Origin of the sequence: Nocardia sp. NPDC050710 (assembly GCF_040654375.1) — a bacterium.
GTDB lineage: Bacteria > Actinomycetota > Actinomycetes > Mycobacteriales > Mycobacteriaceae > Nocardia.
Genome location: NZ_JBFAHV010000010.1, coordinates 232,200 through 246,596, shown reverse-complemented (window position 1 = coordinate 246,596; position 14,397 = coordinate 232,200). Strand labels below are relative to the sequence as shown.

14 protein-coding genes and 1 tRNA gene are annotated in these 14,397 nt (G+C 65.9%); 6 read left to right on the top strand and 9 right to left on the bottom strand.

Annotation, left to right across the window (positions count from 1 at the left end):
• Positions 1-255: 255 nt before the first annotated feature.
• The 4 genes from AB0H61_RS19985 to AB0H61_RS19970 form a co-directional block, all read right to left on the bottom strand.
• A complete protein-coding gene (locus AB0H61_RS19985; RefSeq protein WP_357306450.1) occupies positions 256-792 on the bottom strand; it encodes an NUDIX hydrolase in 537 nt (178 codons plus the stop codon).
• The gene (locus tag AB0H61_RS19980) at positions 789-1,112 is read right to left on the bottom strand and encodes a hypothetical protein (RefSeq protein WP_357306447.1); all 324 of its coding nucleotides are present in this window, start codon (positions 1,110-1,112) and stop codon (positions 789-791) included. The genes AB0H61_RS19985 and AB0H61_RS19980 overlap by 4 nt, the downstream gene beginning before the upstream one ends.
• Positions 1,113-1,290: 178 nt before the next feature.
• Positions 1,291-1,364, bottom strand: a tRNA-Gly gene (locus AB0H61_RS19975).
• 527 nt (positions 1,365-1,891) lie between these two features.
• Entirely contained in the window at positions 1,892-2,758 is an 867-nt protein-coding gene (locus AB0H61_RS19970) for an alpha/beta fold hydrolase (protein WP_357306444.1), read from the bottom strand.
• Between the two features lie 76 nt (positions 2,759-2,834).
• Between AB0H61_RS19970 and sigJ the strand changes: the two genes are divergently transcribed.
• Positions 2,835-3,734, top strand: coding sequence for an RNA polymerase sigma factor SigJ (gene sigJ, locus AB0H61_RS19965; protein ID WP_357306442.1), 900 nt, complete (start codon positions 2,835-2,837; stop codon positions 3,732-3,734).
• Positions 3,735-4,111: 377 nt separating this feature from the next.
• Positions 4,112-4,273 (top strand): hypothetical protein, encoded by a 162-nt coding sequence (locus AB0H61_RS19960; protein ID WP_357306439.1) that lies wholly within the window; start codon positions 4,112-4,114, stop codon positions 4,271-4,273.
• A gap of 19 nt (positions 4,274-4,292) precedes the next feature.
• Here the strand turns inward: AB0H61_RS19960 and AB0H61_RS19955 are convergent, their stop codons facing one another.
• Entirely contained in the window at positions 4,293-5,027 is a 735-nt protein-coding gene (locus tag AB0H61_RS19955) for a phosphatase PAP2 family protein (protein WP_357306436.1), read from the bottom strand.
• A 158-nt stretch (positions 5,028-5,185) separates the two neighbouring features.
• Positions 5,186-5,371, bottom strand: a complete 186-nt coding sequence (locus AB0H61_RS19950; protein ID WP_357306521.1) for an SDR family oxidoreductase — start codon at positions 5,369-5,371, stop codon at positions 5,186-5,188.
• 52 nt (positions 5,372-5,423) lie between these two features.
• On the opposite strand from AB0H61_RS19950, the gene dcd reads away from it, so the two are divergent.
• Positions 5,424-6,023 (top strand): dCTP deaminase, encoded by a 600-nt coding sequence (gene dcd, locus AB0H61_RS19945; RefSeq protein WP_357306433.1) that lies wholly within the window; start codon positions 5,424-5,426, stop codon positions 6,021-6,023.
• 120 nt (positions 6,024-6,143) lie between these two features.
• On the opposite strand, the gene AB0H61_RS19940 is transcribed toward dcd, so the two are convergent.
• Positions 6,144-6,593 carry a hypothetical protein gene (locus tag AB0H61_RS19940; RefSeq protein WP_357306431.1) on the bottom strand — a complete coding sequence of 150 codons (450 nt, stop codon included), beginning with the start codon at positions 6,591-6,593 and terminating at the stop codon, positions 6,144-6,146.
• Positions 6,594-6,894: 301 nt separating this feature from the next.
• On the opposite strand from AB0H61_RS19940, the gene AB0H61_RS19935 reads away from it, so the two are divergent.
• From AB0H61_RS19935 to AB0H61_RS19925, 3 genes are all read left to right on the top strand, one after another.
• Positions 6,895-8,268 (top strand): XRE family transcriptional regulator, encoded by a 1,374-nt coding sequence (locus AB0H61_RS19935; protein ID WP_357306428.1) that lies wholly within the window; start codon positions 6,895-6,897, stop codon positions 8,266-8,268.
• A gap of 71 nt (positions 8,269-8,339) precedes the next feature.
• On the top strand, positions 8,340-9,596 hold the full coding sequence (locus tag AB0H61_RS19930) for a pyridoxal phosphate-dependent aminotransferase (protein ID WP_357306426.1): 1,257 nt from the start codon (positions 8,340-8,342) through the stop codon (positions 9,594-9,596).
• Positions 9,597-9,989: 393 nt separating this feature from the next.
• Positions 9,990-11,273, top strand: a complete 1,284-nt coding sequence (locus tag AB0H61_RS19925) for a YibE/F family protein (RefSeq protein WP_357306423.1) — start codon at positions 9,990-9,992, stop codon at positions 11,271-11,273.
• Between the two features lie 65 nt (positions 11,274-11,338).
• Here the strand turns inward: AB0H61_RS19925 and AB0H61_RS19920 are convergent, their stop codons facing one another.
• Both AB0H61_RS19920 and AB0H61_RS19915 read right to left on the bottom strand, forming a co-directional pair.
• Positions 11,339-12,799, bottom strand: a complete 1,461-nt coding sequence (locus AB0H61_RS19920; RefSeq protein ID WP_357306421.1) for an Hsp70 family protein — start codon at positions 12,797-12,799, stop codon at positions 11,339-11,341.
• Positions 12,800-12,980: 181 nt separating this feature from the next.
• Entirely contained in the window at positions 12,981-14,303 is a 1,323-nt protein-coding gene (locus AB0H61_RS19915; protein ID WP_357306418.1) for a UDP-glucose/GDP-mannose dehydrogenase family protein, read from the bottom strand.
• Positions 14,304-14,397 lie beyond the last annotated feature (94 nt).

Genomic DNA, 14,397 nt, shown 5'->3' with positions numbered 1-14,397 from the left:
GAGGTCTGTCTTCACAAACTGACGTCGATACCCTCCGCCATGCCAAAACTCGAGCCCCTCACGCCCCGAACCGATTAGGAATCACTCGTCTAGGGCGTCGGCTGCTACCGCGACTGCTGGATGATCCAGTGCGCCCATCGGCTACGCCCTTCCGATCGGAGTTGTCAGCACAGCGCCGCAATCGTAGTGCTGTTGTCGGGATGACGGTCCCAGTTGCCATCGTCGATTACTTCCGTCGGCAAGTGCTCGCAATCTCTAGGCGATCAGACTGAGTGCTCGATAGACGGCGACTACCGTTGCGGCGCCGACGATCTCACCTCGATCGATCATCGCGACCGCCTCGGTGAGCGGTATCCAGCGGATCTCTTCGGCTTCGTTGATGTCCGGTGCCGTGTCGGTGAGCTCGGCGTCCCGGGAAAGGTAGATCTCCTGCGGCTGGTCGAGCGTCCCGATGGAAGGCTGGTAGGTCACCAGGTGCTCCATCGTTCGCGGGCGCCAACCGGTTTCGTCCTCGCACTCGCGCGCCGCCTCTGCCGCGACGTCATCGGCATGGTCCACATAGCCGCCCGGCAGCTCCCATACCCACTGATCGATGATGAAGCGATGCCGGTAGATCAGCAGAGCTTCATTGTCGGTGTTGAGTACCAGCGTCATCGCGCACCGAGGCATTCGCGCTACGTACTGGGTGAACTTCACGCCGTCGGGTAACTCGATATCGACCGTCGACAGCCTGATGTGTCGGTTCTCATCGATCACGGTCTCGCCGTGGATGGTCCACTGGGTGCGGCTCACGTCTCGACCGTAGCCGAACACTCCCCGGATCGGAGCGCTGCCGATTGCCGTACGCGAGCTCGGTCAGCAGGTCGCCGCGGCGCGCATGCCATGGCGCCAGCGTATGCCAGTACCTCGGCGGTCATGCCCCGCAGGTAGCCGACCGCAGGCAGCGCAAGGATGCGTAGCACCGTCTCCACGTCCTCGGCCGGGGGCGCCGGCGAAATGCGTTCAGCGACGGTGGCATGCACGTCGAGCTGGCGCATGAGCGCATGGACCACGATGCGCAGCAGCCGCTCCTGGTCCGCGGATAGCAGGGGCTCGTCGGTCACAGTTGCCATTCCCGTTCGCGATCCCTTCCGAGCGGCGGCAAGTATCACCTGCAAAGACTTGGCCATCGGAGATTCGTCGACGATGACACGGTGTGCGGGACCGCATTCGAGGCCGAGACTGTTGGCCACAGTGCCTGTTTCCGCTGAATGCGCAGAGCCCGGTGCGGCACTGGTCAGATGGTGTTCGTGGAGCCGATGACGGGAATCGAACCCGCGCTGTCTGCTTGGGAAGCAGAAGTTCTACCATTGAACTACATCGGCGGACCCCGAAGGGCACGTCGGAGACTTTAGCAGAGTCGCCGCGCCTGCGGGAAAAGTCCTGGTAGATGCCTCTGACCTGCGCTGATGTTCTCAACTCGGCGTGCGGTGAAGATGCGTCACCAATCTTGGCCAGTGGTGGCGTCCGGTGGGATTCGGGAGCGTTCGGCCGCGAATTCTCCCAAAATCTTCCCAGAAATAACCGCCGGATCAGGCGTCGGGCGGCGATCGGTGCCTCCAGGAGACGGCCAGCGACGTATCGGTTGCTGCCTGATTGCTTCAGAAATTCCGGGCGTCGAGGAGTGGGACCGGTGCGGATCAGCTCGGCATTCGCTTTCTGCGTGAACCGCTTCTGGCCGAAGTCGTTGCGCCGCTGGGCCTTCCATCCCTTCCCTGCGTATCCGCGCCCGACGCCCAAGAGGCTCACGTGGGGCACGCCACCCCCGCAATGGCTACCTCGAAGCCGGATTCCTGATCGGACGGGCATCGCACTGTGCTGGAGCAAGAGGGCATTCCCGCGGTGACACGATTCAGGGCGTCGCGAGGGTCCGGATGGCTTGTGCGACGAGGCCGGGGGCGTCACACATCGGGAAGTGGTAGCCGCCGGGGACGATGTACTGGGTGACTTGTGGAAAGCGTTTCCGCCAGGTGGGTTGGAAGCGCAACGGATCGTTGTGTTCGCCGAACACGGTGCTGATGGGGCGATCGGCGAGTGTGGTGAGTGCGGCGTCGACCTGCGCCCATACGTCGCTGCGGTGAGCGTCCTGGAAGTAGCGGTGCAGGCTGTGTCGGCCTCTGCGGTCGAGCCCACCCCGAAATGCGTGCCGGGTCCGCGGGTCCATATGACGTCCGACACCGAAGCGGGTGGTCGTCAGCCGAGGCAGGAGGCCGGTAGCGGTGTCCAGCCCGCGGATAGGGCTGCTCCCCATCGCGATGAGCATCCCGCGCAGCAGCACACCGCTGGGTCGCCAGGCGAAGGTGTTCACCGCGGTGAGCGTGCGTATCCGATCGGGCCAGGCCCCCGCGGCAAGCAGCGCCGACGGTCCGCCGAGGTCGTGGCAGACCAGATGGATATCGGCCGGATCCAGATACTCGATGACACGGGTCAGGCGCTCCGCCGCGGTTCGGAGGGTTGCGTGCCGGTCGGGCCGACCGCCGCTGAAGCCCGTTGCCGGCGCGTCGACGGCAATGCACCGGAATGCGGGCGCGAGTTCGGTGATGAGATCTCGCCACAGCAGCGACCACATACCGACGTGGACGAGCAGTACGACAGGCCCCGCACCGGCGTCGATGAACGCGATGCGTTCGTCATCGTCGCCGAGGGCGCGGATCGGGTACGGGAGGACGTCATCGGGGAGCCATAGCGGGTGGGACAGTGTGGGAGCGTTTGTTGTCATATCTTCAAGGACGCTGGACTCGCCGACAATGTGACGTCACTGTCACGTGCCGATCCCGCGTAACGTCCTTATAGATATGAACGGTGCTCGAGGGAGCCTCGATATCGAGATGGCCTGGGCCGCGCATCGTCGACGTCTGTTCGATATCGCCTACCGAATGCTCGGTCAGGTGAGCGAATGTGAGGATGTGGTCCAGGAAGCCTTCCTGCGCCTGACCCGTACCGGGACCGACGGCATCGACGATATCGAGGGTTGGCTGATCACGGTCACCGGGCGACTGTGCCTGGACCGGCTGCGTCGCGCCGCGACCGCCCGCGTCGACTATGTGGGCACGTGGCTGCCCGAACCCCTGGTCGCCCTGCCTGGCGCCGTCGGGCCGGAAGATCGGTTCACCCTGGACGAAACGATCCGTATGGCACTACTGGTTGTGCTGGACCGCCTGTCCCCGGCCGAACGCACCTCTTATCTGTTGCACGATGTATTCGGGTTGCCGTTCGACAACGTCGCAGCTGTGGTTGGACGATCGACGGTGGCGTGCCGACAACTGGCCAGCCGCGCCCGCCGCCGCATTGCCGCGGATCCCGCCGCACTCCGGCAGCCGCCGAGCCGCGACGACCTCGAGGATGTCGCGCGCCGATTCGCCGCGGCCTGCGGCACCGGCCGGTTCGATGACCTCGTCGCCGCCCTCGATCCGGACGCGCACGGCGAATTCGATTCGGCCGGAGTCGTTCCCGGCGCGCCGCTCGAACCGATCACCGGTGCCGACGTGATCGCCCGCCAGCTCGTCGCGGCATTCGCCGGAACCGCAACGACATTCCGAGTCTCCGCCGTCAATGGCGAACCCGGCGTCATCGCGGAGCTGGCCGGGCACACCGTCGCGGTCATGGCATTGGTCAGCGACGGTCGCCGCATCCTCCGAATCCACGCGATCGGCAACCCCCACAAACTCCAACACATCACCGAGCCCGGCCGGTAATCGAGCAGCGACACACCTCCTACGCCGAATCCGAAAATGACGGTCTTTCACGTGGTGGGGCACGCCGGGCGGGTCTCCGGCACCTTCGGCGCACCCGCGTCGCCGGCGTCGGTGGACTGTCGGTATCGGATCACCGCTTCGCCGCGAACCAGTGATCTGGCCGTCGGGAAGCGATACCGCACGTCGACCTCGTTGAATGCGGTGTCGAGGCGGGCTGGGACGAGTCGGATCCGGCGATGCGGTTCGAGTGATCCGCACGGATCGGCCGAATCGTCGTACCATGCGAGGGAAGCATTGGCGCAGGGCGTGTCCCGGCCGGTGGTCAGGTGCGGACGCCACGGTTGGCTATTCGCCGCAGATCAGAGGAGGCTCGACGAATGAGTCAAGAAGACGGGCGTGTGCCCGGATTATTCAGTCACGAAAACGTCGCCCCCGAGGTGTACACCGCGGTGGATACCAATGCCGCGCACTACCGCCCCGTCTTCAGCGGGGTCGACGATGCGAGCTCCGCCGGGCGGGTCACCGACGGCGACGGATAGGCGTACCAGGCTTTTCGATTCACGTCATTCGGCGTCGCAGGGCTCGGTCGCGCGTCGGCCGAATGTCTACCGGGCGGGCGCGACGTTGTCGCCGGTTCTGCGCAGCACCGTAGACGGCCACGCAGATGATGATCCAGAGCGCGCCCATCAACCACCCCCCGAGCACATCGGTCGGCCAGTGCACTCCCAGGTACACCCGGGAAAGTCCCACCGCGACAATGAAAATCGCGGCGATGGCGACGGTCGCGATACGGGTCGCCGCCCGGTGTAGCAGGGGTGTCAGCGCCACGGCGATGATCCCGATGACGGCGATCGATCCCAGGCTGTGCCCGGAGGGGTAGGACAGGCTGTTCACCACGGCGAGCCGATCGACCTCGGGCGGGCGGGATCGGCCGACCAGATTTTTGCCGACCACGGTCAGGATCGTCGCGCCGATACCGGTCACCGCGACAAGGACGGCCGCACCCCGGTGCCCGCGCCATACCAGCCCGGCACACACCAGGGTGGCGATGATGGTCAACGTCAGGGTGCCGCCACAGGTGGTCACGACCCGGGCGGCCACGGTCAGCGCCGCGGTGCGATGGGTGACCGCCCACCCGGAGATCTCCGGATCGATCGCGGTGAGCCCGTTGTCGTGCAGCACGTGGTGGGTGAGCACGACGGTGAGCGCCGCGAGCAGTACCGCGACGGCGGCAAGCGCCGGTATCCGGGGTATCCGGAACCGGGTCCGATCGGGTTTCGGGGTCGATGGCACGTCACCAACCTTCCCTCCCGACGCTGATAAATTGCTGTGGATCGGATCGCGCGCGTAATTACGCCAGGTAGGGCCAGATATTCAGGCCATACCCGGAATGGTTGTGAGTAACTCGATGATGCCCGGAGAATTCGGTCCGCGCGGGTGACGGCCGTCGATCAGAACATGCTGTATCCGCCGTCGATCAAGAGCGTGTCACCGGTGTGGTAGGCGCTGGCGGGTCCGGCGAGGTAGACCGCGACCGCCTCGAAATCGTCGGGTCGTCCCCAGCGCCGGGCCGGGATGCGGGGCTGTACGCGGTCACGGAACCGATGTCTGAATGATCGAGAGGATATCGTTCTCAGCCTGTCAACATGCGGCTGAACAGCCGAATCCAATGGGCGCTAGGCTCGTGCCGTGCTGCTTTCCGATCGTGACATCCGTGCGGAGATCGCCGCTGGGCGTCTCGGGGTCGAGCCGCTGCTGGAGAACCTGATCCAGCCGTCGAGCATCGATGTGCGCCTGGACCGCCTGTTCCGGGTCTTCGACAACTCCCGGTACACCCACATCGATCCGGCGCAGCGCCAGGACGAGCTGACCAGTCTGGTCGAGCCCGCCGAGGGTGAGCCGTTCGTGCTGCACCCCGGCGAGTTCGTACTCGGGTCCACGTTGGAGATCTGCACGCTGCCCGACTATCTGGCGGGTCGGCTCGAGGGCAAGTCGAGTTTGGGCCGCCTCGGGCTGCTGACGCATTCGACCGCCGGTTTCATCGATCCTGGCTTCAGCGGGCACATCACGCTGGAACTGTCCAATGTGGCGAATCTGCCGATCACCCTGTGGCCCGGCATGAAAATCGGCCAGCTCTGCCTGTTCCGGCTGACGAGCCCGGCCGAACATCCGTACGGCAGCGCCGTCGCCGGATCCAAGTACCAGGGACAGCGCGGCCCGACGCCGTCGCGGTCCTACCTGAACTTCCCGCTGTCCAGCGAGGTCGTGGAATCGGTCGAATCCCGCTAGCGGATTCGGCGAATTCGTTTGGGGTGCACGTATGCCCGGCCGATTCCGCCCCGTCGACTGGGGTGGGGCGGATTCGGCCGGGTAGGAGTGCCGGGCGGCAGCGGGGACCGACGACGCATTTCAGTCCCCGCCGCCCGCTCCCACCGCCAGCGCCGTCGTGATGATGGCGGATAGTGGTGGAAGCGTGCCGCCGCGGTCGGGTGGGCTGACCCAGAAGCACCCTTCCCGGGTCCAGCGTCCCAGACCGGTCGGCAACATCACGGCACTGCCGATGGCGGGTATCACGATATCCAGACGGTTGAGTACCTCCAATATCTGTGTTCCCGGCCGGGAGTCCGGCTCCGCCAGGAAGCTCCAGCGGATCTGTCGGGCCAGCATGGGGCCCCTCGTCCCCTGCTGTTCCAGTGCCGCCCTGACCTTTTCGGCGCGGACGGACGGCAGATGAACGACACAGACTCGGCCGCTGACGGGCAGCATGACGAATCCGCCACGCTCGATCACCGGTAGTCCATATTCGTGCCGGTAGAAGGCGACCCAATCGTCGACTGTTCTGAGCCTGTCCACGTTCACGGCCAACTCCTTGCCTCCTGCTCCAAGGGTCGCCCGCGAGAGGGTGACACGGTATCGCCCGCATGCCCGCTTTCCGCTGCCACTCCGCTGCCTCTGCCGTCGCACGGTCGTGCATCGGCCGCTCCGAGCGCGGGATTACGGGCCTCCCACGTCCGTAATCTCTCGATAGCGGCATCGAATTGTTGTGGCAGCAGCCACAATGCACTCGTACCCTGGGTGGGGAGTTCATTTCGGAAGGGATGACATCGTGGTCCGGCAGTGGTCAGGGAAAGAGACCCGTGCCCTTCGCGATGCCAAGCGGATGAGTATCAGGGAGTTCGCGGCGCATCTGGGTGTGCACGAACGCCTGGTGTCGAAGTGGGAGGCCGGCGGCGCCCGGGTCCATCCACGTCCGATCAATCAAGCCGCTCTGGATACCTCCCTGGCCAGGTCCGACGAAGTTGTGCGGGCGAGGTTCGCGGCGTTGTGTTCACCCACCCCACCGGCCGCCGGCTTCCAGATCGATCAATCGCTGATCGATCGGCCCGCCGCATCGGGGTTCGATCCGCATCCCGGCGCCGGGACGCGTGCCAATTATTCGAGTGACGCGGACCTTTTGGCTCTCATAGACGCCGGTGCGATGAGAGGTGATGCGTTAGCAGCGATTTCGGAGAGGGATCTGATCATGGCGGCTGCCCACGAGGCCAGCGAGCACGCCGGCCAGGCCGAGAGTTCCAATGTGGGTGCGACCACTCTGGAACAACTCGACGCCGACGTCACGCGGATCGCGAACGATTATGTGCACATCCCGCCGGTACCGATGATGGTGGAAATGCTGCGGGTGCGGCGCCGGGTCTACCGGCTGCTCGAGGGGCATCAGCGGCCCGCCGACACCAGTCACCTATATCTGCTCGCGGGCACCCTGTCCGGGTTACTCGCCAATGCCAGCACGGATCTCGGATACCTCGATGCCGCCGGCGAACAAGCCAGGGCCGCCCGGTCTTACGCCGAACTCTGCGGTCATAACGGTCTGCGCGCCTGGACCCGTGGCATGCACGCGTTGATCGAATACTGGTCCGAGCGCCCGCGGCGGGCGGTATTACTGGCGCAGAGCGGGCAGGAGTTCGCCGAATCGGCGACCGCCAAGGTCCGACTACTCAATATCGAGGCCAGGATCTGGTCCAAGATCGGCAGTTCGGAAGATACCGATCGCTGCATACGGGCCGCGGACGACGCCCGCGAGGTCGCCGCCACCGACACCCTGCACGACGAGATCGGTGGAGTCTTCGGCTTCAACGACGCAAAGTCGCAGTACTACGCGGGTGCGACCTATATCCATCTCGGTCAGGCCGAACCCGCGCTGGCCGCCACCCAGCGGGCGATCGATATCTACTCCAACGGCCCTTCCGAGCGGCGATCCTACGGGGCCGAGTCGCTGGCCAGGGTGGATGCCGCCGCCGCGCATCTGATCAACGGCAGCCTGGACGGCGCCACCGAGGCGCTGCGCCCGGTACTCGGCCTCGCCGAGGACAAGCGCATCGCCCAGTTGGAGGAGCGCCTCACCGGGGTGCGCCGCCGGATCGCGCATCCGGCCTTCCGCGATGCGGTCGAGGCACGTTTGCTGGATGAGCGCATCGAGGAATTCTGCGGTTCGACCGCGGCGAAGGGGATTCCGCCGGGCAATCCGTCGTCCTGATCACACACCGCGACAGTCACCGACAATCGAACGACAGTGATGCAGGTAACACGGTTGCCGGGGATGGCACCATGGGACGGGTGAGCCCGAGCCATCTACCGCATCGCCCGCCCCGCGTTCTGGAGCAGTCCACGAAGTTGCAGGACGTCGTCTACGAAATCCGTGGACCGGTACACGCGCATGCGGCACGGCTGGAAGCCGAAGGGCATCGCATCCTCAAGCTCAATATCGGCAATCCGGCGCCGTTCGGTTTCGAGGCGCCCGATGTGATCATGCGCGACATCATCGCCGCGCTGCCCTATGCCCAGGGTTACTCGGAATCCAAGGGTATTCTCTCCGCCCGCCGCGCCATCGTGACCCGCTACGAGCTGGTACCCGGCTTCCCCGAACTCGATGTGGACAACGTCTACCTGGGCAATGGCGTCTCCGAGCTGATCACCATCACCATGCAGGCGCTGCTGGACAACGGCGACGAGGTGCTGATCCCGGCGCCGGATTACCCGCTGTGGACCGCCATGACCAGCCTGGCCGGCGGCACCCCCGTGCACTACCTGTGTGACGAGGCCAACGGGTGGCAGCCCGATATCGCCGATATCGAATCGAAGATCACCGACAAGACCAAGGCGCTGCTGGTGATCAACCCGAACAATCCGACCGGCGCGGTCTACTCCACCGAGATCCTGCAGCAGCTCGCCGATGTCGCGCGCAAACATCAGCTGCTGCTGCTGGCCGACGAGATCTACGACAAGATCCTCTACGACGACGCCAAGCACATCTCGCTGGCGACGCTGGCGCCGGATCTGCTATGCCTGACCTTCAACGGCCTGTCCAAGGCCTATCGGGTGGCGGGTTACCGCTCCGGCTGGCTGGCTATCACCGGGCCGAAGGATCACGCGGCGGGATTCCTGGAGGGTATCGATCTGCTCGCCTCCTCCCGGCTGTGCCCGAATGTGCCCGCGCAGCACGCGATTCAGGTGGCCCTCGGCGGGCATCAGAGCATCGAGGATCTGATCCTGCCCGGCGGCCGGTTGCTGGAGCAGCGCGATGTGGCCTGGGAGCGGCTCAATATGATTCCGGGTGTGTCCTGTGTGAAGCCGAGGGGCGCGTTGTACGCGTTCCCGCGGCTCGATCCGAATGTTCATGAGATCCACGACGATTCGAAGCTGGTGCTGGATCTGCTGTTGCAAGAGAAAATTCTGATGGTGCAGGGCACCGGCTTCAACTGGCCGAACCACGATCATCTGCGGATCGTCACATTGCCGTGGGCCCGGGATCTCGCGGTCGCGATCGAGCGTTTCGGCAACTTCCTCACAAGCTATCGCCAGTAGTCGGCAGCTTGTGCCCGGCAACTGAATCGCCCTGGTTCCGGGGCTGAAACATACCTAATGTATGGATATTGGCGAGTTTTGAAGGTGGGCTAGCGCAAAAGTTCGGCTTTTGTGTACAGTGGCTCTTGGCACTTCGGTGCCCGGTCAAGTTGTCTACCCCCCCTGGACAACCTGACCTCGGGTTCGGCCGCCTACCCCCCTGGGCCGCCGGCTCGCGGGCGGCGGAGACATCCCCCTGCTCTCCGCCGCCCCCTCCAACTTTTCCGACCGGTCTTTGCCACCGGTTCGCGCGCGCTCACCTTTCGTGGACCGCGATCTTGAAAATGGCATCCTTTAAGCTCGGCACCGGGCAGATGCCGCCCGAGGGCATACGACGGACAAGGTAGGAGTTCGGTGACCGACCACCACCATCACCATCACCACGACAATTCCGAGCCACTCGCGATCAGCGCCACCGCCGCCCGCGTCGTCGTCGGACTACTCACCGTCATCGGCATCTTCGTCGCCATCGGCGCCATCATGCTGTGGCCCAGCGAACAGAGCGTCGATATCCCGCTGCCGATGCAGAACGCGGGCGGCGGCGCGGTGCAGACCGAGGCGGGCACCGTGGTGGTGCAGGATGTCGGTCCGTGCGGCAGCCCCTCGCTCGGGAAGGTGTTCGCCGATAAACCGGAGCCGCCGCGCACCAATGCGTACACCTGTCAGCGCAGCCTGATCACCATCGACTCCGGGCCGCACGAGGGCAATAAGACACTGTTCGAAATCGCGCCCGGCCCAGGGCAACCCGATCTGCGCGCCGGTGACCAGATCCGGGTGGTGCGCCAGACCGACCCCAACGGCACGCCGCTGTACTCCTTCGAGGATTACTCGCGCGGATTGCCGCTCACACTGATCGTGATCGCCTTCGTCGTGGTGATCATCGCGGTCGCGCGCTGGCGGGGCCTGCGGGCACTGCTCGGGCTGATATTCGCCTTCGCGGTGCTGGTGCTGTTCCTGCTACCCGCCCTACTGGACGGCAAACCCGCCATTCCGGTGGCGCTGGTGGCCGGATCGGTGATCCTCTACGTCGTGTTGTATCTGGCGCACGGGGTGAATCTGCGGACCAGTTCGGCCCTGCTCGGCACCCTCACCTCGATGGTGCTCGCGGCCGTCCTGTCCTGGGTGGCGATCGAGATGACACATCTGACGGGCCTGTCCGAGGAACAGAACACCAACGTCGCCACCTACATCCAGCACGTCAGCATTACCGGCCTGCTGCTGGCCGGATTCATCATCGGCACCCTCGGCGTACTCAACGACGTCACCATCACCCAGGCCTCGGCCGCCTTCGAACTCGCCGCCCTCGACGAATCGGCTTCCCGCCGTGAGGTCTTCACCGCCGCCATGCGCGTCGGCCGTGACCATATCGCCAGTACCGTCTACACCCTGGTCCTCGCCTACGCCGGTGGCGCGCTCCCGTTGCTGCTGCTTTTCAGCGTCGCGGGCCGCTCCATCCGCGACGTCCTCACCGGTGACGCGGTGGCCATCGAGATCACCAGGTCCGCGGTCGGCGGCATCGCCCTGGCCTTGTCGGTACCCCTGACGACCGGCATCGCCGCCATGCTGGCCCGGCCCTTCGGCGCGAAGAAGAAGGTACAGCCGGTGCCCGTGCGCCACGCCAGGCACGCCAGGAGCTGAACGGGCCGGGCCCGTCGGTCGGTACCGGGAATTCGGCGGCCGACGGCGCCGGGGTACGTAATCGATCAGCGCGGCGCCGGGGCCGGGAACAGCTCCGGCGGGATGGTCGGCACCACGATCGGCGGAAGACCGGGGACGACAAAGGTATTCGGGCCGGGTGTCGGCTCCGCCGAGGTGGTGGTGGTTTGGCGGCGCTGCGGGGGCCCGGCCACCGTCTCCTCGGTTTCGGTGGTGGTGGCGGGGGCGACCGCGATCTGCGGGTCGAGGGTGGTGGTGCGCGGGACCCCGGAGGGGGATACCGAGGTGGAGCCCTCGCTGCTGTGGGAGTCGCGTTCGAGTACCTGTGGGCCGTAGCCCAGACCGAGTCCGATCGCGGCGACAACCGCCAGTGCGCTGACCGTCAGTACCGCGCCGTTCAATTCGCGCTTGCGGCCACGCTGCCCGCCCGCCAGCCACTCGGGCGACAGCTGGTCGGCCGAGCGGCCGCGACCCCGCGACGCGCGCATCGGCCAACCCTGCGCTTCGGACGGACCACCGAGCCAATCGTCGTTGGCCAGCTCGTCATCGCGCTGGCGTTTACGCTTGCCCTTCTTGGGCGGCGCCGATAGCCAGGCGGGCGAAAGATCGGCGTCGCCCATCATCGGCGCCGGTCCCGGCGGTGCGATGGGCTGGACCGGCCGAGCCAACAGCGCGGCACCGCGCGCGGTCACCGTCTCCGGGCTCTCCGGGACTATGACCGGCACGCCCATCCAGCGCTCCAGCACCTTGGCGATCAGCGGGATCCGGGCGCACCCGCCGATGGCGAGCACACCGTGCACCGGGCGATCCGAGCGCACGATCACATCGCGCGTCATCCGGGCCGACGATTCGATCGCCAGCATGATCAGCGCGTCGAAATTCTCCTGCGCCAACAACACCAAGCCCTGCTCGCTAGGCAGGGCGACGGCGGTATTCGTGGACAGCTGCTCCTTGGCCTCGCGGCACAGTGCGTCCAGGGCGGCCAATCCGGCCGGATCCGCCGGATGCGCGATCCGCCCGGAAGCGATCTGCTGTTCGCGGATCAGCGAATCCAGATAGTCGCCGCTGATGTCGCTGGTGCGCTCGGTATGTCGGACCTCGCGGGTCTGGGTGTCGACCACGCTGACCGACAGACCCGAACTGCCCAGGTCGTACACCACGAGGGAGGAGATGCCGCGAATATCGCCGGTGGATTGGACGAATTCGAGGGCGGCGAAGATCTCCGGCACCAGTTCGTAATTGGTGAGCTGCTGGCGGGCCATGGCGGCGCGCACCGCACGGGCCTGCTGTTCACTGCGATAGGCGATCGCGGTCGCGGCGATATCGCGGGCGCTCTCGATTGTCACGCCGACCGCCTCGGCGGCCAGTTCCTCGGCCCGATGCTCGGTTACCGGAATCGTCTGTAGCTCGAAGGCATGCGGCGCGACCTGCCCGTGGGGAGTCCCGGCATGTGGCCGCGCCATACGGACGGCGCCGGCCCCCACCGAAACTCCCAGTACCGAACTCATCTAGCTGCTCATCTCGTTTCACGCTTTACAACATGCGAGCCTGCGCCGCCGCCGACGGATGGCCCGTCCCGGGACCATACCCGGTCCGTCGTGGCACCCCCGCCTCGCTGTGTCCGATCACGGCATCAGGGTGCTCGTGCAGTTACGTGCACTACCTCCGCCGCTTTCGTCGCAGGCAACTCTACGGTGTGCCGAGTCCGGCGTACACCCATCCCGCATCTCTCCAGGTGGCACGATTGAGACAGTTCCGGCCGTCGATGATCGAGCGCGCGCGGACCACCTTGTCGAGGTCCTGCGGGCGCAGCGCGGTGAACTCGTTCCACTCGGTGAGCACCAGCACCACATCGGCTCGATCACAGGCCTCGGCGACCGAGGTAGCGTAGTTCAGGGTCGGGAAGACACGCCGCGAATTCTCCAGCGCCTTGGGGTCGTACACCGTCACGACCGCGCCGTGTAGCTGGATCATGCCCGCCACATTGAGTGCGGGGGAGTCGCGCACATCGTCGGATTCGGGTTTGAAGGCCGCGCCGAGCACGGCGACATTCGCACCGAGCAGCGACCCGCCGCAGGCGCGGGTCGCCATATCGACGACCTTGGTCCGGCGGCGCATATTGATGTTGTCGACCTCACGCAGAAATGCGACAGCGTGATTCGCGCCGAGCTCGCCGGAACGGGCCATGAACGCGCGAATGTCCTTGGGCAGACAGCCGCCGCCGAAACCGAGGCCCGCGTTCAGGAAGCGGCGGCCGATGCGGGCGTCGTAGCCGAGCGCGTCGGCCAGCATGGTGACATCGGCGCCGGTGGCCTCACAGACCTCCGACACCGCGTTGATGAAGGAAATCTTCGTCGCCAGAAAGGCATTCGCCGAAACCTTGACCAATTCGGCGGTGGCCAGATCGGTCAGCAGGAACGGGACTTCGTCGGCGATCAGATCCCCGTAGATCTCGCGCACCAGGTCCTCCACCCAGTCGGCGCCGTCACGCGCGCGATCGACCCCGAGTACCAGCCGATCCGGGCGCAACGTGTCCTTCACCGCGAAGCCCTCGCGCAGGAATTCCGGATTCCACGCCACCTCGACCTCGGTCGCGGCCAGTGCCCGGGCCCGCTCGCCCAGTGCCGCGGCCGTTCCCACCGGCACGGTCGACTTCCCGACGATGACCGAGGGCCGCTCCAGCAGCGGCGCCAGCGTATCCACCACGGCGTGCACATACTTCAGGTCCGCGGCGTACTCGCCCTTCTTCTGCGGGGTTCCGACACCGAGGAAATGCACCTCGGCGTGCGCTGCCGCCTCCGGATACGAGGTGGTGAAGCGCAGCCTGCCCGCATCCAGATTGCGCCGGAGCACCTCCTCCAGCCCCGGCTCGTAGAAGGGCACCACCCCGTCGGAGAGTTTCGCCACTTTGCCGGGATCGACATCCACCCCGATAACGTCATGCCCGAGTTCGGCCATGCACGCCGCATGCGTGGCCCCGAGGTACCCGGTCCCGAAGACTGTGCATCGCATGATCGATTGGTAAGCCCCCTCGATGGCCGCGCCGCGTCAGCGAGGCAAGGGTCACGGCAACAGCAGGTGTACAGGTGGCGACGCAACCTCCGAC